The organism is Caballeronia sp. SL1002 (genome assembly GCF_057814995.1).
Window position 1 is genome coordinate 469,936 of sequence record NZ_JBYMUW010000002.1, and the last position, 20,574, is coordinate 490,509.

19 protein-coding genes and 1 tRNA gene are annotated in these 20,574 nt (G+C 63.3%); 14 read left to right on the forward strand and 6 right to left on the reverse strand.

The features are described 5' to 3' along the window. Nucleotides 1-71: 71 nt before the first annotated feature. Nucleotides 72-1,067: a thioredoxin-disulfide reductase gene (gene trxB, locus AC3D25_RS05015; RefSeq protein WP_488887361.1), complete on the reverse strand. Its 996-nt coding sequence runs from the start codon at nucleotides 1,065-1,067 to the stop codon at nucleotides 72-74. A 353-nt stretch (nucleotides 1,068-1,420) separates the two neighbouring features. On the opposite strand from trxB, the gene AC3D25_RS05020 reads away from it, so the two are divergent. Both AC3D25_RS05020 and lolA read left to right on the forward strand, forming a co-directional pair. Continuing rightward, a complete protein-coding gene (locus AC3D25_RS05020; RefSeq protein ID WP_488887362.1) occupies nucleotides 1,421-3,736 on the forward strand; it encodes a DNA translocase FtsK in 2,316 nt (771 codons plus the stop codon). Nucleotides 3,737-3,760: 24 nt separating this feature from the next. Next, nucleotides 3,761-4,453 (forward strand): outer membrane lipoprotein chaperone LolA, encoded by a 693-nt coding sequence (gene lolA, locus AC3D25_RS05025; protein WP_488887363.1) that lies wholly within the window; start codon nucleotides 3,761-3,763, stop codon nucleotides 4,451-4,453. Here lolA and AC3D25_RS05030 read toward each other — a convergent pair. Further along, entirely contained in the window at nucleotides 4,405-5,364 is a 960-nt protein-coding gene (locus AC3D25_RS05030; RefSeq protein ID WP_488887364.1) for a LysR family transcriptional regulator, read from the reverse strand. The genes lolA and AC3D25_RS05030 overlap by 49 nt on opposite strands. Before the next feature lie 136 nt (nucleotides 5,365-5,500). Between AC3D25_RS05030 and speB the strand changes: the two genes are divergently transcribed. Then, entirely contained in the window at nucleotides 5,501-6,517 is a 1,017-nt protein-coding gene (speB, locus tag AC3D25_RS05035) for an agmatinase (RefSeq protein WP_488887365.1), read from the forward strand. A gap of 106 nt (nucleotides 6,518-6,623) precedes the next feature. After that, on the forward strand, nucleotides 6,624-8,141 hold the full coding sequence (locus AC3D25_RS05040; protein WP_488887366.1) for a purine-cytosine permease family protein: 1,518 nt from the start codon (nucleotides 6,624-6,626) through the stop codon (nucleotides 8,139-8,141). A 99-nt stretch (nucleotides 8,142-8,240) separates the two neighbouring features. On the opposite strand, the gene cytX is transcribed toward AC3D25_RS05040, so the two are convergent. After that, nucleotides 8,241-9,605 (reverse strand): putative hydroxymethylpyrimidine transporter CytX, encoded by a 1,365-nt coding sequence (gene cytX, locus AC3D25_RS05045; protein ID WP_488887367.1) that lies wholly within the window; start codon nucleotides 9,603-9,605, stop codon nucleotides 8,241-8,243. Between the two features lie 178 nt (nucleotides 9,606-9,783). Between cytX and AC3D25_RS05050 the strand changes: the two genes are divergently transcribed. From AC3D25_RS05050 to AC3D25_RS05060, 3 genes are all read left to right on the forward strand, one after another. Then, the gene (locus AC3D25_RS05050) at nucleotides 9,784-11,100 is read left to right on the forward strand and encodes a replication-associated recombination protein A (RefSeq protein ID WP_488887368.1); all 1,317 of its coding nucleotides are present in this window, start codon (nucleotides 9,784-9,786) and stop codon (nucleotides 11,098-11,100) included. 99 nt (nucleotides 11,101-11,199) lie between these two features. Beyond that, nucleotides 11,200-12,498 (forward strand): serine--tRNA ligase, encoded by a 1,299-nt coding sequence (gene serS / locus AC3D25_RS05055; protein ID WP_488887369.1) that lies wholly within the window; start codon nucleotides 11,200-11,202, stop codon nucleotides 12,496-12,498. Between the two features lie 112 nt (nucleotides 12,499-12,610). Next, nucleotides 12,611-12,700: transfer RNA gene (locus AC3D25_RS05060), tRNA-Ser, on the forward strand. Nucleotides 12,701-12,800: 100 nt separating this feature from the next. On the opposite strand, the gene AC3D25_RS05065 is transcribed toward AC3D25_RS05060, so the two are convergent. After that, nucleotides 12,801-13,145 (reverse strand): hypothetical protein, encoded by a 345-nt coding sequence (locus AC3D25_RS05065; protein ID WP_488887370.1) that lies wholly within the window; start codon nucleotides 13,143-13,145, stop codon nucleotides 12,801-12,803. 129 nt (nucleotides 13,146-13,274) lie between these two features. On the opposite strand from AC3D25_RS05065, the gene map reads away from it, so the two are divergent. The 6 genes from map to AC3D25_RS05095 all read left to right on the forward strand — a co-directional run bounded on the left by map (nucleotide 13,275) and on the right by AC3D25_RS05095 (nucleotide 17,437). After that, nucleotides 13,275-14,057: a type I methionyl aminopeptidase gene (map, locus tag AC3D25_RS05070; protein ID WP_488887371.1), complete on the forward strand. Its 783-nt coding sequence runs from the start codon at nucleotides 13,275-13,277 to the stop codon at nucleotides 14,055-14,057. A 148-nt stretch (nucleotides 14,058-14,205) separates the two neighbouring features. Beyond that, on the forward strand, nucleotides 14,206-14,745 hold the full coding sequence (locus tag AC3D25_RS05075) for a GNAT family N-acetyltransferase (protein WP_488887372.1): 540 nt from the start codon (nucleotides 14,206-14,208) through the stop codon (nucleotides 14,743-14,745). A 195-nt stretch (nucleotides 14,746-14,940) separates the two neighbouring features. Continuing rightward, on the forward strand, nucleotides 14,941-15,696 hold the full coding sequence (gene minC / locus AC3D25_RS05080) for a septum site-determining protein MinC (RefSeq protein ID WP_488887373.1): 756 nt from the start codon (nucleotides 14,941-14,943) through the stop codon (nucleotides 15,694-15,696). Nucleotides 15,697-15,780: 84 nt separating this feature from the next. Beyond that, a complete protein-coding gene (minD, locus tag AC3D25_RS05085; RefSeq protein ID WP_488887374.1) occupies nucleotides 15,781-16,596 on the forward strand; it encodes a septum site-determining protein MinD in 816 nt (271 codons plus the stop codon). 9 nt (nucleotides 16,597-16,605) lie between these two features. Beyond that, nucleotides 16,606-16,860 (forward strand): cell division topological specificity factor MinE, encoded by a 255-nt coding sequence (gene minE, locus AC3D25_RS05090; RefSeq protein WP_488887375.1) that lies wholly within the window; start codon nucleotides 16,606-16,608, stop codon nucleotides 16,858-16,860. A gap of 268 nt (nucleotides 16,861-17,128) precedes the next feature. Further along, nucleotides 17,129-17,437 (forward strand): YXWGXW repeat-containing protein, encoded by a 309-nt coding sequence (locus AC3D25_RS05095; RefSeq protein WP_488887376.1) that lies wholly within the window; start codon nucleotides 17,129-17,131, stop codon nucleotides 17,435-17,437. 10 nt (nucleotides 17,438-17,447) lie between these two features. Here AC3D25_RS05095 and AC3D25_RS05100 read toward each other — a convergent pair whose 3' ends face one another. After that, entirely contained in the window at nucleotides 17,448-18,824 is a 1,377-nt protein-coding gene (locus AC3D25_RS05100; protein WP_488887377.1) for a chloride channel protein, read from the reverse strand. Between the two features lie 188 nt (nucleotides 18,825-19,012). Next, on the reverse strand, nucleotides 19,013-19,192 hold the full coding sequence (locus AC3D25_RS05105; RefSeq protein WP_488887378.1) for a hypothetical protein: 180 nt from the start codon (nucleotides 19,190-19,192) through the stop codon (nucleotides 19,013-19,015). A 262-nt stretch (nucleotides 19,193-19,454) separates the two neighbouring features. Between AC3D25_RS05105 and AC3D25_RS05110 the strand changes: the two genes are divergently transcribed. Next, nucleotides 19,455-20,573, forward strand: a complete 1,119-nt coding sequence (locus AC3D25_RS05110; RefSeq protein WP_488887379.1) for an OpgC domain-containing protein — start codon at nucleotides 19,455-19,457, stop codon at nucleotides 20,571-20,573. The last annotated feature ends 1 nt before the right edge of the window (nucleotide 20,574 follow it).

Below are 20,574 nucleotides of genomic sequence, written 5' to 3' on the forward strand. Positions count from 1 at the left end.
GGACACGGCGCGGTAACGTTATTTTACCGATTCCGCCTCGTCCTGATATGCGCTAATCCGCGCGCTACGAATCAGCGCAGCGCTTCGTGGCTCATCGAATGCGCGGCGGGGTTCTCGTGGATGCTTTCGAGATAGCGCTGCGCGTCCAGTGCGGCCATACAGCCCGTGCCGGCGCTGGTGATGGCCTGGCGATAGATATGGTCCTGCACGTCGCCCGCCGCGAACACGCCGTCGATGCTCGTGCCCGTCGCGTTGCCCGTCAGGCCGCCGTTCGTGATGATGTAGCCGTTCTTCATTTCGAGCTGGCCGACGAAAAGATCGGTGTTCGGCTTGTGGCCGATCGCGACGAACACGCCTTGCAGCGGCACGTCGGTGACCGTGCCCGTTTCCGTGCACTTGACCTGCAGGCTCGTTACGCCGGACGCGTCGCCCTTCACTTCGTCGAGTACGTGGTTCCACTTGATATCCACAACGCCTTCCTTTTCCTTCGCCAGCAGCCGGTCGATCAGGATCGGCTCGGCGCGGAACTTGTCGCGGCGATGAATCACGGTCACTTTCTTCGCGATGCCCGCGAGGTAGAGCGCTTCCTCTACCGCCGTATTGCCGCCGCCGATCACCGCGACTTCACCGTTGCGGTAGAAGAAGCCGTCACACGTTGCGCACGCGGACACGCCCTTGCCCATGAACGCTTCTTCCGACGGCACGCCGAGATACTGCGCCGACGCGCCCGTCGCGATAATCAGCGAATCGCAGGTGTACTCGCCCGAATCGCCGATCAGACGGATCGGCTTTTCGGTCAGCTTGGCCGTATGGATGTGGTCGAACACGATTTCCGTGTTGAAACGCTCGGCGTGTTCGAGAAAACGCTGCATGAGTTCCGGGCCTTGCACGCCGAGCGGGTCGGCGGGCCAGTTTTCGACGTCGGTCGTGGTCATCAGCTGGCCGCCTTGCGCGAGGCCGGTGATGAGCAACGGCGACAAGTTGGCGCGCGCGGCGTAGACGGCGGCGGTGTAGCCCGCGGGGCCGGAACCGAGAATCAGCACTTTGGCGTGTTTGGTCGATGACATGAGCGGAATCCGTTGTTGATGTTGAACGGGAGGCCAAGCGGCAGAGCGGGCGAGGCTGCGAACGATGCGCGCCTCGCTGCGGGCCGTGCCGGTTTGCGCCCGTTAGACCCTATTTGGGTGCAAGGCCGTAATTATAAAGGCTTGGCCCCGTACTTACCCGAGTGAACGTTTTAATCGCCACGATAGCCGCGAAGCCGCGTGCGCCAAGGGGAATGCCTGCGCCGTCGTCGTGTTACAGGTTGCAACGGCGGCCGTTTTTACGCCGTGCATTGCAATGCAGCGTTTACAATAGCCCACCGACACTTTCGGCTGCGCGAGCAACACACCGCAGCCGCGCAAAGCCTAACGGATCAATGGCAAAAGCTACCTACTCCGCGAGCGCGCAGGCATTGCCGCACCGCATGTCGCGCCTCTTCACCGAAATTCGCTGGATCCTCCAGGTCGCGCTCGGCCTGTTCCTGCTGATGGCCCTCTTGAGCTACAGCCGGCGCGACCCGAGCTGGACGCACGCCGCGCAGGTCGACCATATCGGCAACTGGGCGGGCCGCGTCGGCGCGTGGACTTCCGACATCCTGCTGCTCCTCTTCGGCCTCTCGTCATACTGGCTGGTCGTGCTGCTCGCGCGGCGCATCATCGCGAATTACCGGCGCATTACGCGCCCCGAGACGATCGACGACGACGCGCCGCCCGACCGCACCTGGCTCGCGGAAGCGTTCGCGTTCGTGCTGGTGCTGGCAGCGAGCGACGGGATCGAGGCGTTGCGGATGTGGTCGCTCAAGGTGCAGTTGCCGCGCGCGCCGGGCGGCGTGGTCGGCGAGGCGGTTGCGCGCGGCATGTCGCACGCGCTCGGTTTCACGGGCGCGACGCTGTTTTTGCTGATCGCGCTCGCGATCGGGCTGTCGCTGTATTTCCGCTTCTCGTGGCTGTCCGTGTGCGAGAAAACCGGCGACGGTATCATGGCCGCGATCACCGGCGCGAAGCTGCGCCGCGAAGCGGGCCGCGACCGGAAAATGGGCGAAGTCGCCGCCGTGAAGCGCGAGGACAAAGTCGTGCGCGGTCGCGTGAAGATCGAGGATCACGAGCCGGTGATGATCGTTCCGCCGATCGCGACGCCCGCGAAGTCCGAGCGCGTCGAGCGTGAAAAGCAGGTGCCGCTCTTTACCGACTTGCCGGGCGATTCCACTTTGCCGCCGCTCGCGCTCCTCGACGCCGCGCCGGAAGTGACCGAAACCATCTCGGCCGATACGCTCGAATACACCTCGCGGCTGATCGAAAAGAAGCTGAAGGATTTCGGCGTGGACGTGAGCGTGGTGGCCGCGTATCCGGGGCCAGTGGTCACGCGCTACGAAATCGAACCGGCGACCGGCGTGAAGGGCAGCCAGATCGTCGGGCTGGCGAAGGATCTGGCGCGTTCGCTCTCGCTCGTGTCGATCCGCGTGGTCGAAACCATTCCGGGCAAGAATTTCATGGCGCTCGAATTGCCGAACCAGCGCCGCCAGACCGTCAAACTTTCGGAAATTCTCGGCTCCGAGGTCTACGCAGCAGCCGCTTCGCCGCTCACGATGGGGCTCGGCAAGGATATCGGCGGCAAGCCGGTGTGCGCCGATCTCGCGAAAATGCCGCACTTGCTGGTCGCGGGTACGACGGGTTCGGGCAAGTCGGTCGGCATCAACGCCATGATTCTCTCGCTGCTCTATAAAGCGAGCGCCGATCAGGTCCGCATGATCCTGATCGACCCGAAGATGCTCGAAATGAGCGTGTACGAAGGCATTCCGCATCTGCTTTGCCCGGTCGTCACCGATATGCGGCAGGCCGGTCACGCGCTGAACTGGGCGGTGGCCGAGATGGAACGCCGCTACAAGCTGATGAGCAAGATGGGCGTGCGAAATCTGGCGGGTTTCAACAACAAGATCGACGAAGCCGCGAAGCGCGAGGAAAAGATCCCGAATCCGTTCAGCCTGACGCCGGACGAGCCGGAACCGCTGACGCGCCTGCCGAATATCGTCGTGGTGATCGACGAACTCGCCGATCTGATGATGGTGGTCGGCAAGAAGGTGGAAGAACTGATCGCGCGGATCGCCCAGAAGGCGCGCGCGGCCGGCATCCACCTGATTCTCGCGACGCAGCGGCCGTCCGTCGATGTCATCACCGGGCTGATCAAGGCGAACGTGCCGACGCGCATGGCGTTCCAGGTGTCGTCGAAGATCGACTCGCGCACGATTCTCGACCAGCAGGGCGCGGAATCGCTGCTCGGCATGGGCGACATGCTGTATCTGCCGCCCGGTTCGGGCCTGCCGGTGCGCGTTCACGGCGCGTTCGTATCGGACGAGGAAGTCCACCGCGTCGTGCAAAAGCTGAAGGAGCACGGCGAGCCGAATTACATCGAAGGCTTGCTGGAAGGCGGTCTCGCGGGCGAAGGCGACGAAGGATCGGCGGGCGCGGCGGGAACCGGCAACGCGGACGGCGAGTCGGACCCTCTCTACGATCAGGCCGTGGAGATCGTCATCAAGAACCGGCGCGCGTCGATTTCGCTGGTTCAGCGGCATTTGCGCATCGGCTATAACCGGGCCGCGCGGCTTTTGGAGCAGATGGAAAACTCGGGGCTGGTGTCGGCGATGTCGTCGAACGGCAACCGGGAAATCCTGACGCCCGCCCGCGAGCCGGAGTAATCGGCAATTTTGGAGAACAACTATATGCAGCAGTTTCCGGGGCGCATTTTGAGCAAGTCTTCGATCAAATTCCTGAGCGGCGCCGTGCTGGCGAGCGCGGCGTTTTTGTGTGCATCGCAGGCGTTCGCGAGCGGCACCGAGCAACTGAAGGCGTTCGTCGCGCAGGTTCACGCGGCGCGCGGCACCTTCACGCAACGCGAAGTGAAAGCGCCGAACAAAGCGCCCGCCGCGAGCCAGAGCGCCGCGCCGAAGGTGTCCGCTCCGTCGAGCGGCACGTTCATGTTCGCGCGGCCGGGCAAGTTCATCTGGTCCTACGAGAAACCCTACGCGCAAGTGTTGCAGGCCGACGGCGACCAGCTCTACGTCTACGACAAGGACTTGAACCAGGTCACGGTGCGCAAGCTCGACGGCGCGCTGGGCGCGAGTCCGGCCGCGATCCTGTTCGGCAGCAACGATCTCGAAAAGAACTTCACGTTGCGCGACGCAGGCGTGAAGGGCGGGATCGACTGGCTCGAACTCACGCCGATCGCGAAGGACACGCAGTTCGAGAAGGTCGGCATCGGCTTCAAGGACGGCAATCTCGAAGCGATGGAACTGCATGACGTGTTCGGCAACGTGACGTTGTTGACGTTCTCGAACATCCAGAAAAATCCGCCGCTCAAGGCCAATCAGTTCAAGTTCGACGTGCCGAAGGGCGCGGACGTGATCAACGGCTGATTCAGGGGCGAAAGCGTTGGGGCATGAGCCGCGCTCATGTCCTCGACGAACGCCTCCACGATCTCGCTGCGCACCCGTTTCGCCCGCGTCACCATGTGGAACGCGACGCCGTAGCGCATCCGCGCCGTGTTCAGCGGCGCGAGCAAACCCTCTTTGACATACGGCGCGGCGAAATGCTCGGGCAAATAGCCGAGATGCCGCCCGGACAACACCAGCATCGCCACCGCTTCCATGTTGTCCGCGTAGGCCGTGATGTTGCGCGGCGCGACCGCGTCGGCTTCCGGCAGCGGATAACTGCGCCATGCCCATTCGTGATCGGCGGCTTCCGCCGGATCGACGTTACCCGCGCATTCGAATAGCGGATGCCCGAGCGCGCAATACGCGAACTGTTCTTCCGCGTAGATCTGCGTGTAGTCGAGCGACGGCACGCGATGCCAGAAATACCCGATCGCCACCTCGATCCGCCCGGCCAAAAGCAATTCCTCAAGCTCGCCCGGCGAGCGGATCAGCACCGAAAACCGCACCGATTCCTCACGTTGCCGAAACCGCGCGATAGCCTGGCTGATGCGCGCGCTGGCGCTGATCGGCGTATGGCCGATCATGCCGATCGTGAGCGTTCCTGCCAGTTTCTTGCCGACATTGCGCGCGGCGAGCCCGAAAGTATCGATGGCCGCGAGCAGCGTGCGGCACGCCTCGACGAACTGTTCGCCGCGCGCGGTGAGCGCAAAACCGCCGCGTCCGCGTTCGCACAAGCGGTATCCGAGCCGGGTTTCGAGCGTCGCGAGTTGCGTGCTGATAGTGGACTGGCCGACGTTGAGCGTCGCTTGGGCGGACGAAATTCCGCCTGCATCGACGATAGCAAGGAAAACCCTGATAAGCCGTAAATCCAGGTCGGAAGCCTTATTGAGCATGCCTTTGACCGATACATCGACAAAAAACGATGTGTAGTTGATTGATTTCCCATTTTACCTCGATGGAGAACGGACGAAGAATGGCAGATAGCAACGGTAACAAGTGAACTCACTTGATAAGGATGCATTGAATATCATGAATACATTTTCACATTTCGCCCCGGCCGAGCATTTCGATTCCCACTTCAACGCGCCCGATCACGCTAACGAGCGCCCGCAACCGCTCTCGGGGAACCAGATGCCGCGTTGCGGCGGCATCGCGACGATGATGCGTCTGCCGCACGTTCAGTCCGCCGCCGGGCTGGACGCGTGTTTTGTCGGCGTGCCGTTCGATCTCGGCACCTCGAACCGCACCGGCGCGCGCTTCGGGCCGCGTCAGGTGCGCAGCGAATCGGTGCTGCTGCGCCCGTACAACATGGCAACGCGCGCCGCGCCGTTCGATTCGCTGCGCGTGGCCGACATCGGCGATGTCGCGATTAATCCGTACAACCTGCTGGATTCGATCGACCGGATCGAGCGCGCCTACGACGAAATCCTCGCGCACGATTGCAAGCCGCTGACGCTCGGCGGCGATCACACGATCGCGCTGCCGATCCTGCGCGCCATCGCGAAGAAACACGGCAAGGTCGGGCTGATCCACGTCGATGCCCACGCGGACGTGAACGACACGATGTTCGGCGAGAAGATCGCGCACGGCACGCCGTTTCGACGCGCGGTGGAAGAGGGCCTGCTGGATTGCAACCGCGTGGTGCAGATCGGCCTGCGCGGCACGGGCTACGAAGCAGGCGATTTCGACTGGTGCCGCGAGCAGGGCTTTCGCGTCGTGCAGACAGAGGAGTGCTGGAATAAATCGCTCGCGCCGTTGATGGCGGAAGTGCGCGAGCAGATGGGCGACGGCCCGGTGTACATCACGTTCGACATCGACGGTATCGATCCTGCATTCGCGCCCGGCACCGGCACGCCGGAAATCGCCGGTCTCACGGTGCCGCAGGCGCTGGAGATCATTCGCGGCGCGCGCGGGCTGAATATCGTCGGCGCGGATCTGGTGGAAGTCGCGCCGCCTTACGACCCGTTCGGCACGACCGCGCTGCTCGGCGCGAATCTCGCGTTCGAACTGCTGTGCGTGCTGCCGGGCGTGCAATACCGCGCCTGACGTGATCGGCACGACGCGGCCCTGGCACGCGCGCGACGCGCGGCACACAGCGCATCAGGCGCGGGGCCGCGCGAAATTAAAAAAACACCAGTGAGACGATTTCCCCATGAATAATCCAGAAGCAATCGACTTAGCGAACGCTGGGCAATCCGGGCACGCGGTCGAGATCGAAAGCCATTCCATCGATTACATTCCCGAAAACGAGCGGCACGCGCGTCTCTCCAGCCAGGGACCGTTCTGGTTTCTCGGCAATTTCCACTTCTTCACCATTTCGATCGGCTTCGTCGGGCCGGGCATGGGACTTTCCGCCGGATGGACGACGCTCGCCGGTGCGCTCGGCATCATGTTCGGCACGATCTTCATGGCGTTCCACGGCTCGCAGGGTCCGGAAATGGGCCTGCCGCAGATGATTCAGTCGCGCGCGCAGTTCGGCTATCGCGGCGTGATTCTCGCGTTGTTCGCGACGCTGTTCGTGTTCGTCGGCTTCAATGTGGTCAATGTTTCGCTCATCACGGACGGGCTGAAACACGTGTTCGGCCTCGACGCGACGCCGGTCGCCGTCGTCGCGATCGCGGTTGGCGCGCTGCTGTCGATCTACGGCCACGACCTGATGCACAAGGCGTTCAAGTGGGCGCTGATCGCGACGCTGCCGCTGTATGCGCTCGTCACGCTCGCGCTCTTGTTCGGCGCGGCGCACGTGCCCGCGAGCGTTCAGGTGGCGCACGCACCGAATCTCGGCTTCAGTTGGATCGCGTTCGCGACGCAATTCGCGATCGGCGCGAGCTACAACATCTCCTACGCGCCGTATGTGTCGGATTATTCGCGTTATCTGCCGAAGAACACGAGCCGGCGCAAGCTGATCGCCGCGATTTTCCTCGGCGCGGCGCTCTCCGGCACATGGATGATCGGTCTCGGCGCGTGGCTCGCGCAGCAGTTGAAGGCGACTGACGCGCTGGTGGCGCTGAACCAGATCGGCTCGTCGATTTTTCCCGGCCTCGGCAGCGTGATCGTGTTCATTTCGGTGGCGGGCTTTCTGCCGATCATCGCGCTGAACACGTATAGCGCGATGCTCACCGTGCTGACCGGCGTCGATTCGATCGCGAAGGTCAAGCCGACGCGCCGCGCCCGCGTGGCGTCGATCATCGCGATCAGCGCGGTCGTGCTGACCTGCGTGCTCGCGATCAAGGGCAACGGCATCGCGTTGCTGAATACGTTCTTGATCGTGATGCTGTATTTTCTCGTGCCGTGGACGGCCGTCAATCTCGTCGATTACTTCTTCGTGCGGCGCGGTCGTTACGCGATCCCGCATTTCTTCACGCCGAAAGGCATCTACGGCGCGTGGCAGATGCGCGGGATCGTCGCTTATGTCGTGGGTTTCGTCGCGATGATCCCGTTCTTTTTCGTCTACGACGCCGCTGCGGAAAAAGCCGTGTTCGAGGGTTATTTTGCGCGGCTGATGGGCGGCGTCGATCTGGCGTGGCTCGTCGGGCTGATCGTGTCGGGCGGCGTGTATTGGCTCCTCAGCCGCTCGCTCGACCTCGACGCGGAAGAGAAAGTGATTCGCGGCATCCGGGAAAGCGACTTCGCGCGCGTCGTTGCGGTTGTGCAGGACGACGCGCGCTGATCGCCTTCCGCGTGGCCGTTTGATTCAGTCGTAATCTTGAACGTAAAAAAAGCCGTGGCGCATGCGCCACGGCTTTTTGCTTTGCCGATCGCGCTGCTTTCACGCCAGCGCGGCGCGTCTGCCCGACACAAGCGCCAGATAAGCCACCCCGCCGACGGCCAGCGCCGGCAGGGTCGCGCCCAGATTCGGCAGCCACTGGTTGATCGCGTGATAAGTCGCGATGCCGAGCGCCCACGCGACAAAACCCGTCATGTGCCAGCCGCCGGAAAACGCGTAGCGGCCGGAGGAATCGGCGAGGGCGGCGGTATCGATACGCCGTTTTCTCACGATGAAATGGTCCGCGAGCACGACGCCGAAAAGCGGCGCGAACACCGAGCCGATCAGCAGCAGGAAATTCTGGTACTTGCCCATTTCGACCGCCAGCGCGACCAGCGTGCAGAGCGCGCCGAACGCCGCCGACAGCACCGGCACGCTTGCCCGCGCCCAGAACGTGCCGGTAGATACAGCCGCCGAGTGAATGTCGGCGAACGCGTTGTCGATTTCGTCGATCAGGATCAAGAGCAGCGCGATGCCGCCGCCCGCCTGCGCGAACGCGACGGTCAGGAGCGCGTCGCCGCCGCCCGCAGCCAGCCCGTAGATCGCGCCGAGCGCGTAAAACCACAGGTTCGCGATGCCGTAGCCGAGCAGCGTGCCGCGGAACGTGCCGCCCGCGCTGCGGCCAAAACGTGTGTAATCGGCGATCAGCGGGAGCCACGACAACGGCATCGCCACCACCAGGTCGATCCCCGCGCCGAACGACATTTCGCCGGTGCCGGGACGCTGCATCAGCGCGGCGAGATCGTGCTTCGCGAGCAGGTTCCAGGTGAGCCATCCCGCGCCGCCGAGCAGCAGCCAAATGCCCCAGGTGCGCAAAAAGCGCCGCACGAACGAGAGCGGGCCAGTCACGGCAAGCAGCGTCGCGAGGACGCCGAACGCGAGTGTCCAGATGAGCGGCATCGAAAGGCCGAAGGATTGCTTGGCGAGCGCGTCGGCGGAATCGCGCATCACGATGATCTCGAACGATCCCCAGCCGACCAGCTGCACCGCGTTCAGCACCGCCGGCACCGACGCGCCGCGCAAACCGAGCGTCGGCCGTAGCGACGACATTGCCGCGAGCCCGGTGTCCGTGCCGACCACGCCCGCGAGCGCGAGCAACAACACGCCGATCACCGTGCCGATCGCGATCGCCGCGAGCGCGTGCGGCAGCGACAAACCGGGCACGAGCAACGCGCCCGCCTGCGCCACCAGCAAGCCGATCCCGAGCGAGAACCACAGCGCGAACGCATCGCGCGTGCCGAACGCGCGGCGCGCGTCAGGCACCGGCACGAGCGGCGCGTAGTCGGCGTGTGAACCGTCTGAATGCGATGCCTGCTTGCTCTCGTATTTGCTCTCGTATTTGCTCTCTCGTTTGCGCTCTTGCTCCATCGGAGTCTCGTCCCTATTTTGGTTTATCGCCCGCGCGCCTTGGCCGGCGTCGCGCGCGGGTCGCTGTCATAATGGCTCGTTTCGTCCGCCGGCCGCCCGTCTCGAAGCATGCCGGCGTCTGTCTCGAAAAGCGAAAGATTATCGCTGGCTTTGCTCAACCTGCGTCATTCCAGGCACCATGTTTGAAGAAAACCGTGGCAACGTTCCGCTTGCGGAGCGCCTTCGTCCCCGCAGCATCGACGACGTAATCGGCCAGAAGCACCTGCTCGGCCCCAACAAGCCGTTGCGCGTCGCGTTCGAGTCCGGCGAGGCGCATTCGATGATCCTCTGGGGCCCGCCGGGCGTCGGCAAGACCACGCTCGCGCGCCTGATGGCGGCGGCGTTCAACGCCCAGTTCATCTCGCTCTCGGCGGTGCTGTCGGGCGTGAAGGACATCCGCGAGGCCGTCGAAATGGCGCAGATTCATCGCGCGAACGGGCATCAGACGCTCGTGTTCGTCGATGAAGTTCACCGCTTCAACAAGAGCCAGCAGGACGCTTTCCTGCCGCACGTCGAGTCGGGGCTGTTCGTGTTCGTCGGCGCGACGACCGAAAATCCGTCGTTCGAGGTGAATAGCGCGTTGTTGTCGCGGGCGGCTGTCTACGTGCTGAAAAGCCTCGACGCCGAGGAACTCGCGGAACTGCTCGACCGCGCGCAGGGCGAACTGGGCGGCCTCACCTTCACCGACGAAGCCCGCGACGCGCTGATCGGTTCCGCCGACGGCGACGGCCGCAAGCTCCTGAACAATCTCGAAATCGTCGCGCGCGCGGCGGCCCAGCAAAAGACGCGGGAAATCGACGGAACGCTGCTCGGCAGCGCGCTCGCCGAGAATCTGCGCCGCTTCGACAAAGGCGGCGACGCGTTCTACGACCAGATCAGCGCGTTGCATAAGTCCGTGCGCGGCAGCAATCCGGACGCGACGCTTTACTGGTTCTGCCGCATGCTCGACGGCGGCGCGGACCCGCGTTATCTGGCGCGGCGGATCGTGCGGATGGCCTGGGAAGATATCGGTCTCGCGGACCCGCGCGCGGGCCGGATCGCGCTCGATGCCGCCGAAACCTACGAGCGGCTCGGCACACCGGAAGGCGAACTGGCGCTCGCGCAGGCGCTGATCTATCTGGCAGTCGCGCCGAAGTCGAACGCGGGCTACAAGGCGTACAACGACGCGCGGCGGTTCGTCGGTAAAGACCAGTCGCGCGGCGTGCCGGTGCATCTGCGCAACGCGCCGACCAAGCTGATGCAGGAACTCGGCTACGGCCACGAGTATCGGTACGCGCACGACGAGCCGGACGCCTACGCCGCGGGCGAAACGTATCTGCCGGACGGCATGCGGGATCCGCACTGGTATGAGCCGGTGCCGCGCGGGCTGGAAAGCAAGATCGGCGAGAAAATGGCGCGTCTCGCCGACCTCGACGCGCAATGGCGGCGCGAGCACAAGGACGAGAAAAAGCGCTGACGCGGCGCGAGGATTTCCGGATAGCCCGATTCGAGCCCGATTCAGCCCCGCGCTGCGCTAAAATCGCGGATTCCGATTACTCAAGAAGCAAGCCCCGCCATGCTCGACATTCAACTCCTGCGCAAAGACCTGGACGGCGTCGCGAAGCGCCTCGCCGAACGTGGCTACACTCTCGACGTCGCGGCGTTCGCGGCGCTCGAAGTCGAGCGTCGCGAGATCCAGACCCGCACCGAAGACCTGCAGGCGCGCCGCAACAGCCTGTCGAAGCAGATCGGCGGGATGAAAGGGCGCGGCGAGGACACGACCGCGCTGATGGCGGAGGTGGGCGGGATCGGCGACACGATGAAGGCGTCGGCTGGCGAGCTCGACGATATCCAGAAGCGCCTTTCCGACCTGATGCTCGGCGTGCCGAACCTGCCGCACGAAAGCGTGCCAGTGGGAAAAGACGAGTCGGCCAATGTCGAAGTGCGCCGCTGGGGCACGCCGCGCACGTTCGATTTCGAGGTGAAGGATCACGTTGATGTCGGCGCGCCGCTCGGACTCGATTTCGAGACGGGCGCGAAGCTGTCGGGCGCGCGTTTCACGCTGCTGCGCGGCCCGATCGCGCGGCTGCACCGGGCGCTCGCGCAATTCATGATCGACACGCACACGGAGCAGCACGGCTACACCGAGGCGTACACGCCGTACATCGTCAATCCGGAAATCCTGTTCGGCACGGGCCAGTTGCCCAAATTCGCCGACGACATGTTCCGCGTGGAAAAGGGTGGCGACGAGAACACGGTCACGCAATATCTCATTTCGACGTCGGAAATTTCGCTCACCAATACGGTGCGGGAAAGCATCCTCGACGCCGCCGCGCTGCCGGTGAAACTCACCGCGCATTCGCCGTGTTTCCGCTCGGAAGCCGGTTCCTATGGGCGCGACACGCGTGGGTTGATCCGCCAGCACCAGTTCGACAAGGTGGAAATGGTGCAGATCGTCGCGCCGGAAACGTCGTACGACACGCTCGACCAGATGGTCGGTCACGCCGAGGCGATCCTGCAGAAGCTCGAACTGCCGTATCGCGTCATCACGCTTTGTACCGGCGACATGGGTTTTTCGGCCACGAAGACCTTCGACCTCGAAGTCTGGTTGCCCGCGCAAAACACCTATCGCGAGATTTCGAGCTGCTCGAACACCGAGGCGTTTCAGGCTCGCCGGATGCAGGCGCGTTTCCGCAACGCGCAGGGCAAGCCGGAGTTCGTCCATACGCTGAACGGCTCGGGTCTCGCGGTCGGCCGGACGCTGGTGGCGGTGCTGGAGAACTTCCAGAACGCGGACGGCTCGGTGACGGTGCCGGCCGCGCTGCGCCCGTATTTGCGCGGCGTCGAGCGGCTGGAAGCGGCGAAGGCCGTTTGAGCTTTTTTATCTGCAGATGAAAAAAACATTTGAACGAATGGTTTTTCATCGTCTATAATCTTTCTTCTTCGTCGAGCAACGACCCGCTAGACGAAGGCCGGAAACGGTAGACGGAAAGGTGGCAGAGTGGTCGAATGCGCTGGACTCGAAATCCAGTGTACCTTTAGGGGTACCGTGAGTTCGAATCTCACCCTTTCCGCCAAAATTAGAAAACCCCGCAGATCGCAAGATCTGCGGGGTTTTTGCTTGTGCGTCGCTCGTGGCCGCCGACAGCGGCCGTCGCTCGTCTTACGCCGTTCAGCTCACGTCGTGCAGCGCGCGATATCGAAGCGCAATTCCGGCTCGGGCAAGCCGCTGTAATCGCCGCCGCCTTTCTGAACTTTGACGATCGTGCCGTAGCCCGAAGGCGTCAGCGTCACGAGCCACGCGTTCGGTCCGACCACGAGTTCCGTCGTGCCCTGCAAGCGCGCTTCCTGCACCGAGGGAAGCCGTTCTTCGAGGCAACTCGATACATCCGACGCCGCGCGCGCCGACGATACGTGGATCAGCGGTTTGGCCGCGTGCAATTCGGGGCCGCTCGTCGAACTGCAGGCGGCAAGCGTGAAGGAGGCAAGGGCAGCGAGGGCGTGGCGGCAAGACAAGTGCATGGCGTTCCAATTTCGAGATAAGCGGGCAGAGCGGCCCCGACGATAAAACCAAATCCGCCTCTTTGGCAAGCAAAGCGCCCGCCGCGCGATGCTATCATCGCCGGCACACTCGCATTCCAGCACCGTTCAATGGCTATTACCCTCAAAACTCGCGCCGATATCGAAAAGCTGCGCATCTCGGGCCGCATGGCCGCCGACGTGCTCGCGATGATCGGCGAACATGTGCGTCCCGGCGTCACCACCGACGAACTCGACGCCCGCTGCAACCGCTTTATCGTCGAGGAACTCAAGGCGATTCCGGCTAACGTCGGCTACATGGGCTTCCCGAAAACCGTCTGCACCTCGGTGAATCACGTCGTGTGCCACGGCATTCCGGGCGCGAAGGAACTGAAGGACGGCGACATCGTGAATATCGACGTCGCGATCATCAGGGACGGTTATTTCGGCGATACCAGCCGCATGTTCTACGCGGGCACGCCGAGCGCGGACGCGCGGCGTCTCTGCGACACGACCTACGAAGCGATGGTCGCGGGCATCCGCCAGGTGCGTCCGGGCGCGACGCTCGGCGATGTCGGTCACGCCATTCAATCGATCGCGCATCGCGACGGCTTTTCGGTCGTGCGAGAGTATTGCGGACATGGCATCGGCCGCGTGTATCACGAAGATCCGCAGGTGCTGCATTACGGCCAGCCCGGCGTGGGACTGCGTCTGAAGCCGGGTCTCGTCTTCACCATCGAGCCGATGATCAACGCAGGCCGCGCGGCGACTCAGCAATCGCGCGATGGCTGGACAGTGACGACGAAGGACCGTTCGTTGTCCGCGCAATGGGAGCACATGGTCGCGGTGACCGAAGACGGTTTCGAGTTGCTGACGCCGTGGCCGGATGGCACTGGCGCTTACCCGGCGCCGTGAATGACCCCCTAAGCCGCGCATGGAAGCAGTCCCCGCTACGCGATAAAACGTGACCGGATGCGTCGGGCGAGTCCCTTTGAAAATAATGGATTGACTCGTTCGCCGGATCGGTTGAAGCTACGTGACAGCTTGAGAGATAATCGCCCGCATGAGTCCTTCACTGACTGTCCGCCGCATTGCCGCGCATCAAGGCGCAGTCCTGCGCGAGCTGCGTACCGCGTCGTTGCGCGAGGCGCCGTATGCGTTCGGCGAGACGCTTGAAGAAGCGTTATCCGCCGAGGTTTCGAGTTTCGACGAAACCGCCGCGCATCACGCAAATTCGCCTCGCACCGCTACTTTTCTTCTCTATACCGAAGGGCATCCGGCAGGACTCGTCAGCGCGTTCGTCGACGATGAACCGGACCGTCGCGCGTTCGTTCACGCGTTGTGGGTCGCGCCTGCGGTGCGGCATCTGCGGGGCGGGGAATTGCTGGTGAACGAGGCGTCGGTGTGGCTCGGGCAGCAGGGCGCGCCTGAAGTGTTCGCCTGGGTCGCCGATGAAAACCGCACCGCGATGCGCTTCTACGACCGGCTCGGTTTCGGTCCGGCCGGGGAGCGCCGCGCGATGCCCGCGCATGCGGAGGGCTGGGAGACATTGCTCGTGCGCCGCGTGCAGACCGGACAGGAAGGCGCGCGCGGTCCGGCGTGATCGTTATCGATTTGGCGCGCGAGCGTTGCCTCGCGAGCTCGCTTCGCCCGTCACCCTCGCGCCGGTTCCCGCTGGCGCAACGTGCATCGTAGTGCTCTTCTGATCTCTTCCGCGTTTTCGGTTCGTCGCACGAATCTAAAAAGTATCGTCGCGAGCGTCACGCCTGTAAAATACGCAAAATTTTTGTCAGCTCCTATGTCGCTCAAAAAAACGCCCTTCTTCGAACTGCGCAGCGGCTCGGTCGACACGCTTCTCTTTGTCGTCAAGACGCCTGACCTCGACGCACTGCGCACCGAACTCACGCGGCGCTTCGAAGCGACTCCCGAATTCTTCGCCAACGACACCGTCGCGATCGACGTGCGCCGGCTCGATGCGAGCGAACGCGTGTCGATCGCCGATCTCGCGCAGTTGCTCGACAGCGTGCGCATGCGTCCGATCGGCGTCGTGGCAAACGCGGCGCAGACGTGGGCGAGCGAAGGAGGCCTGCCGATTCTCGAATCGCGCGACCGGCGCGGCGCGCCGAAGCCGTCCGCCGACGAGGCCGAGGAGAATACCGAAGCCGCCGCGGTAATCGAAGCCGCGGTCGCACAAACGCCGCCGCCGGGCGTGATCGCGCAGGCGACTACCATCATCGAGCGGCCGCTGCGTTCGGGCCAGCAGGTCTACGCGAAGGGCGATCTGGTCGTGCTCGGGCTCGTGTCCTACGGCGCGGAAGTGATCGCGGAAGGCAACATCCATATTTATGCGCCGTTGCGCGGGCGCGCGCTTGCGGGCGTGCATGGCAACACCGATGCGCGAATTTTCTGCACGTGTCTCGAACCGGAACTCATCTCGATCGCGGGAATCTATCGCACGACCGAGAACGCGCTGCCTGCCGACGTGCTCGGCAAATCGGTGCAGATCTGGCTCGACGAAGAAAAACTGATGATCGAACCGCTGCGGCTGACGTAAAGCTGCGCGCGCCTGAGTCGAACGGCGCGCGACGCGAGCAGACAGCCCACGCGGACTTAATTGACGAACACAAGGTACTTTTGTATGGCAAAAATCATTGTGGTGACTTCGGGTAAGGGCGGCGTCGGCAAGACGACCACCTCCGCGAGCTTCGCATCGGCGCTCGCATTGCGCGGCCACAAGACGGCCGTGATCGACTTCGACGTCGGCCTGCGCAATCTCGACCTCATCATGGGCTGCGAACGCCGCGTGGTGTATGACCTGATCAACGTGATCCAGGGTGAAGCGAACCTGAACCAGGCGCTCATCAAGGACAAGAAATGCGAGAACCTTTTCATCCTGCCGGCGTCACAAACGCGTGACAAGGACGCGCTGACGATGGAAGGCGTGGAAAAGGTGATCAACGATCTGATCGCGATGGACTTCGAATACATCGTGTGCGATTCGCCGGCGGGCATCGAATCGGGCGCGCTGATGGCGATGCACTTCGCCGACGAAGCGCTGATCGTGACGAATCCGGAAGTGTCGTCGGTGCGCGACTCGGACCGCATTCTCGGCATTTTGTCGTCGAAGACGAAGCGCGCGATCGAAGGCAAAGAGCCGATCAAGGAACACCTGCTCATTACGCGCTACAACCCGAAGCGCGTGAGCGAAGGCGAAATGCTGTCGCTCAACGACATTCAGGAAATTCTGCGCATCGAGCTGATCGGCGTGATTCCGGAATCGGAAGCCGTGCTGCATGCGTCGAATCAGGGCTTGCCGGCCGTGCATCTGGACGGTACGGATGTCGCCGAAGCCTACAAGGACATCGTGTCGCGTTTCCTCGGTGAGGAAAAGGCGCTGCGTTTTACCGATTATCAGAAACCAGGTCTGTTGCAACGCATCTTCGGCAACAAGTAAGGGGACGCAATGTCGATTCTTTCGTTTTTGCTGGGCGAGAAAAAGAAGTCCGCTTCGGTCGCGAAGGAACGCTTGCAGTTGATCATTGCGCACGAGCGCGCGGGCGGTCATCCGCCCGCCGATTATCTGCCGGCGTTGCAACGGGAACTCGTTGCCGTGATTTCCAAGTACGTAAAAATCTCCGATAACGACATTCGTGTGAGTCTCGAACGTCAGGACGATCTCGAAGTGCTTGAAGTGAAGATCGAAATTCCGCAGGCGTAAGTGCTTTAAGGCGCTGTGCGCGCGCCATTCGATGGTGCGCGCGAAGATGGAAAAAAAGCCGGAATCGTGCCGATTCCGGCTTTTTTGTTGGCCGCGCTATCGTTTGCGTGCTGCGTTCGGTCGTTGCGTTATCACGTTCGCAGGCGCGCTTCCGGGAATATTCAGTAGCATTTTCTGCGCTCCGGTAACGTGCCGGATGTCGTCGGGAATCGGGTCTCGCGCATTAAACAACTATCGCCGGATAGGCGCACTTTCAAACGAGACTTACATGAAAAAATCCATTCGTCTTTTGCTCGCACAAGCTGCTTTCTTAGCGGCGGGCGCGGCTGCCGTAACGGGCGCATCGGCGCAGATCGTCGTGGTCGCGCCGCATGCGCCGCCCGCCGCGCGCTATGAGCCCGTTCCGCCGACGCGCGTCGGCTATGTATGGGATCACGGTCACTGGCGCTGGGCGCACGGCGCGTATGTGTGGACGCCGGGACACTGGCAGGCGGAGCGGATCGGCGCGCATTGGGTGCCGGGGCACTGGGTCGCGCGCGGTGGTGAATGGCGCTGGGCGGCGGGGCACTGGGCCTGATTTCAGCGCGCTACTTCTGCGTCGTATCTTCGTGTTCGGTGGCTGCGGCCGATTTTGCGGGCGGCGCTGGTTCCGTCCGCGGCGCGGGAACAGGCGCCATGTAGCGGCGCGCCAGCGTGTCGTAGAGCGGCGGCGCAAAAAACCGCGAGACGCGACTCGCAATCAACGCGGTCGCCATCAGCGAAATCACGAGCGCGTGGCCGTCGATCATCTCCATCACGATCACGAACGAGGTGATCGGCGATTGCGTGACGGCCGCGAGATAGCCGACCATCGCGAGCGCGATCAGCATGGAAAGCTGCATCGGCTCGAACACCATGTGCAGGACGTTGCCGAATCCCGCGCCGATCGCGAGCGACGGCGCAAAGATGCCGCCCGGAATGCCCGGCAGGTACGAGCCGATCATCGAGATCATCTTGAGCAGCGGATAGAAGACAGAAAGCTGCTGGTGCCCTTCGAGCAGTCCGCGCGCTTCCGCATAGCCGCTGCCGAACGTGTTGCCGCCGGAAATCACGCCGACCGCCGCGATGACCAGCCCGCACAGCGCCGCGAACACGACCGGCCGGCCGCTGTGCAGCGCGCGCAGCGGCGCGGGAAGCCAGCGCGAAGTATTCAGCAGGAGCCAGCAGAAGAGGCCGCCCGCGACGCCCGTCACGAGCGCCGTCGCGATCACCGCGACCGCGAGCAGGCTGGGGAAATGCTTCGCCACCTGGATCGTGCCGAAGTACGTGTAGTTGCCGTTCAGCCCGAGCGCGACGATACCGGCCAGAATGATGCCGGTGATCAGCACGCCGCTCGCGCGCGCCTCGAAGCTGCGCGTGAGTTCCTCGATAGCGAACACGATGCCCGCGAGCGGCGTGTTGAACGCCGCCGACAATCCCGCCGCCGCGCCCGCGAGCACCAGTTGATGGTCGATGCGCGCGTTCGAGCGGGGCAGCAGACGGCGCAGGTTGAACATCATCGCGGCGCCGACCTGAACCGTGGGCCCTTCACGTCCGATCGTGAAGCCGCCGAGGATCGCGAGGAACGATATGGCGATCTTCCCGATCAGAATCCGCAGCGTCAGCAGCCGCGCACCCGCCGCCGAAGGCGGACTGTGCAGCACGGCGATGACTTGGGGAATGCCGCTGCCTTCCGCGCCCCGGAAGAAACGGCGCGTCAGCCAGACGGACACGGCCGCCACGGCGGGCGTGACGATGAGCGGCAGCCACGCGTGCTGCTGTTGCGCGTCGTGAAAGCGCGCAAAGCCCCAGTCGATCAGCCGTGCATAGAACACAGCCACCACGCCGACGGCGATCGCGCCCATCCAGAACACGCCGAACCGGCGCCAGAGATTGCGGATTTGCCGGTGCGAGCCTAAGACAAAGCGCTTGAGCGAATGAGCCATGTGCGGGATCGAGTTGCAAAGCGTCGATTATAGCGACGCGTCATAACTTGATGCCGCATGAAATAAAAACGAAAGAAACGATTTGCTGCTGACGGAAATGCCATTGAACTGCCATCCAGCAGCCATTGACCGCGCCCTATACTGCGCGAGCAGTGCCGGATTATGCGTCTCAAGCCGTTCCGGATAATTCAGGCAGTCAGCATTTCGAAAGCCACGACGGCCGCGAATGCGCCGATATTGGCGATCACCGCCTCGAACACGATTCCGCGCAGGCTGGTGGTTTTGTAGCGTACCGCGAGCAGCAGCGCGGTAAACAGGGCAATTGCGATGATTGCGACAAGATGGGCGCTTCGCAGATGCAGGCTCATTTCGTTCTCCGCCGAGAGAAATCGCTGGGATGGCCTTAATATAGCTTGGCCATAATCCGAGTATAGGCATCAAAAAGAACGCTGCAAACTCGACAAAAAGGCGACGCGCCGGTTTCAAATCGAGTCAAGCAATTCGTTCTGATCATTACCCGATTAAATAATCGGCGGCGCGGGAATCTTTGCATCGTGCTTCGACCAAAACGTTTATTCGTGCTGCATCGCCCGATACAGTTCAACATGTGAAATTCTCGGAGCCGTACCGATGAATTCCCCGGTAAAACGTTCGCTCGAAGTCGATTTCTTTCGGGGACTGGTGCTCCTCGTCATCGCGATCGACCATATTTCGGGCAGCGTGCTGGCGGATTTCACGCTCCACAAATACGCGTTCTGCGATTCGGCCGAAGTGTTCGTGTTTCTCGGCGGCTATGCATCGGCGGCGGCCTACAGCGGGGTCGCGCGCGGGCGCGGCAACGCGGCGGCGCGCGGGCGCTTTTTCAAGCGAAGCTGGGAAATCTACCGTGCTTATCTGGTCACCGCCGCGCTGATGCTGCTCGGCGGCGCGCTGCTGACGTGGTTCGGCATCGACTCGCCGATGCTCGCCAACACCGAATGGCCCTCGCTGCTCGCGCGCCCGCTGGGATTTATCGCCGATACCGCTTTGCTGCGGCATCAGCCGTATTTGTCGTCGGTATTGCCGATGTACGCGCTTTTCGCGCTCGCCGTGCCGTTCTATGTGCCGCTCGCCGAGCGGCGGCCCGTGGTCGCGTTGTTTGCGAGCCTCGGCATCTGGCTCTTCGCGTCGACGCTCGCGCAAGGCTTGCCGTCCGCCTACGAAGAGGGCTGGGCGTTCAATCCGTTTGCCTGGCAACTGATGTTCGCGCTCGGCGTGCTCGCCCGCGCGCAGCCGATCAGCGGCGGGTTCCACGCGAGCGCCACCGCGCGCTGGCTCACGCGTGCGGCGATTGTCGTGGTGCTCGGGTTCGCGTTCGCGAAGCTTTTTATCGAAACGCAACCGCCGCCCGGCTATATGAAGCAGAACCTGGCGACGTTGCGGATCGTGAGTTTCGTCGCGATTGCATGGCTCGGCGCGCGCGCGGTGCAGGCGGGCTGGATCGGGATGCTCGCGAAGAGCGTGCCGGATGTCGTGAATGTCGGGAAGCAGGGGCTCGTGTGCTTTATCGCGGGCACGTTCGTGTCGCTCGTGCTCGACACCGCGCTGCGCCTGATTTCGCTCGGCCACTGGCAGTGGCTCGCCGGGCTCGGGGCGGATGCCGTCGCGATCGGCAGTCTCGTGTGGCTCGCGCGCATCTGGCGCGAGCGCAAGGACGCGCGGCTCGCGCCTGCCGTCAAGGCGCGCCCGGCGACCGCGCCGGATCGCTGAC

Coding starts and splice junctions, on each gene's coding strand:
- trxB (WP_488887361.1), bottom strand. CDS start 1,067: ATGTCATCGACCAAACACGCCAAAGTGCTGATTCTCGGTTCCGGCCCC.
- AC3D25_RS05020 (WP_488887362.1), top strand. CDS start 1,421: ATGGCAAAAGCTACCTACTCCGCGAGCGCGCAGGCATTGCCGCACCGC.
- lolA (WP_488887363.1), top strand. CDS start 3,761: ATGCAGCAGTTTCCGGGGCGCATTTTGAGCAAGTCTTCGATCAAATTC.
- AC3D25_RS05030 (WP_488887364.1), bottom strand. CDS start 5,364: ATGCTCAATAAGGCTTCCGACCTGGATTTACGGCTTATCAGGGTTTTC.
- speB (WP_488887365.1), top strand. CDS start 5,501: ATGAATACATTTTCACATTTCGCCCCGGCCGAGCATTTCGATTCCCAC.
- AC3D25_RS05040 (WP_488887366.1), top strand. CDS start 6,624: ATGAATAATCCAGAAGCAATCGACTTAGCGAACGCTGGGCAATCCGGG.
- cytX (WP_488887367.1), bottom strand. CDS start 9,605: ATGGAGCAAGAGCGCAAACGAGAGAGCAAATACGAGAGCAAATACGAG.
- AC3D25_RS05050 (WP_488887368.1), top strand. CDS start 9,784: ATGTTTGAAGAAAACCGTGGCAACGTTCCGCTTGCGGAGCGCCTTCGT.
- serS (WP_488887369.1), top strand. CDS start 11,200: ATGCTCGACATTCAACTCCTGCGCAAAGACCTGGACGGCGTCGCGAAG.
- AC3D25_RS05065 (WP_488887370.1), bottom strand. CDS start 13,145: ATGCACTTGTCTTGCCGCCACGCCCTCGCTGCCCTTGCCTCCTTCACG.
- map (WP_488887371.1), top strand. CDS start 13,275: ATGGCTATTACCCTCAAAACTCGCGCCGATATCGAAAAGCTGCGCATC.
- AC3D25_RS05075 (WP_488887372.1), top strand. CDS start 14,206: ATGAGTCCTTCACTGACTGTCCGCCGCATTGCCGCGCATCAAGGCGCA.
- minC (WP_488887373.1), top strand. CDS start 14,941: ATGTCGCTCAAAAAAACGCCCTTCTTCGAACTGCGCAGCGGCTCGGTC.
- minD (WP_488887374.1), top strand. CDS start 15,781: ATGGCAAAAATCATTGTGGTGACTTCGGGTAAGGGCGGCGTCGGCAAG.
- minE (WP_488887375.1), top strand. CDS start 16,606: ATGTCGATTCTTTCGTTTTTGCTGGGCGAGAAAAAGAAGTCCGCTTCG.
- AC3D25_RS05095 (WP_488887376.1), top strand. CDS start 17,129: ATGAAAAAATCCATTCGTCTTTTGCTCGCACAAGCTGCTTTCTTAGCG.
- AC3D25_RS05100 (WP_488887377.1), bottom strand. CDS start 18,824: ATGGCTCATTCGCTCAAGCGCTTTGTCTTAGGCTCGCACCGGCAAATC.
- AC3D25_RS05105 (WP_488887378.1), bottom strand. CDS start 19,192: ATGAGCCTGCATCTGCGAAGCGCCCATCTTGTCGCAATCATCGCAATT.
- AC3D25_RS05110 (WP_488887379.1), top strand. CDS start 19,455: ATGAATTCCCCGGTAAAACGTTCGCTCGAAGTCGATTTCTTTCGGGGA.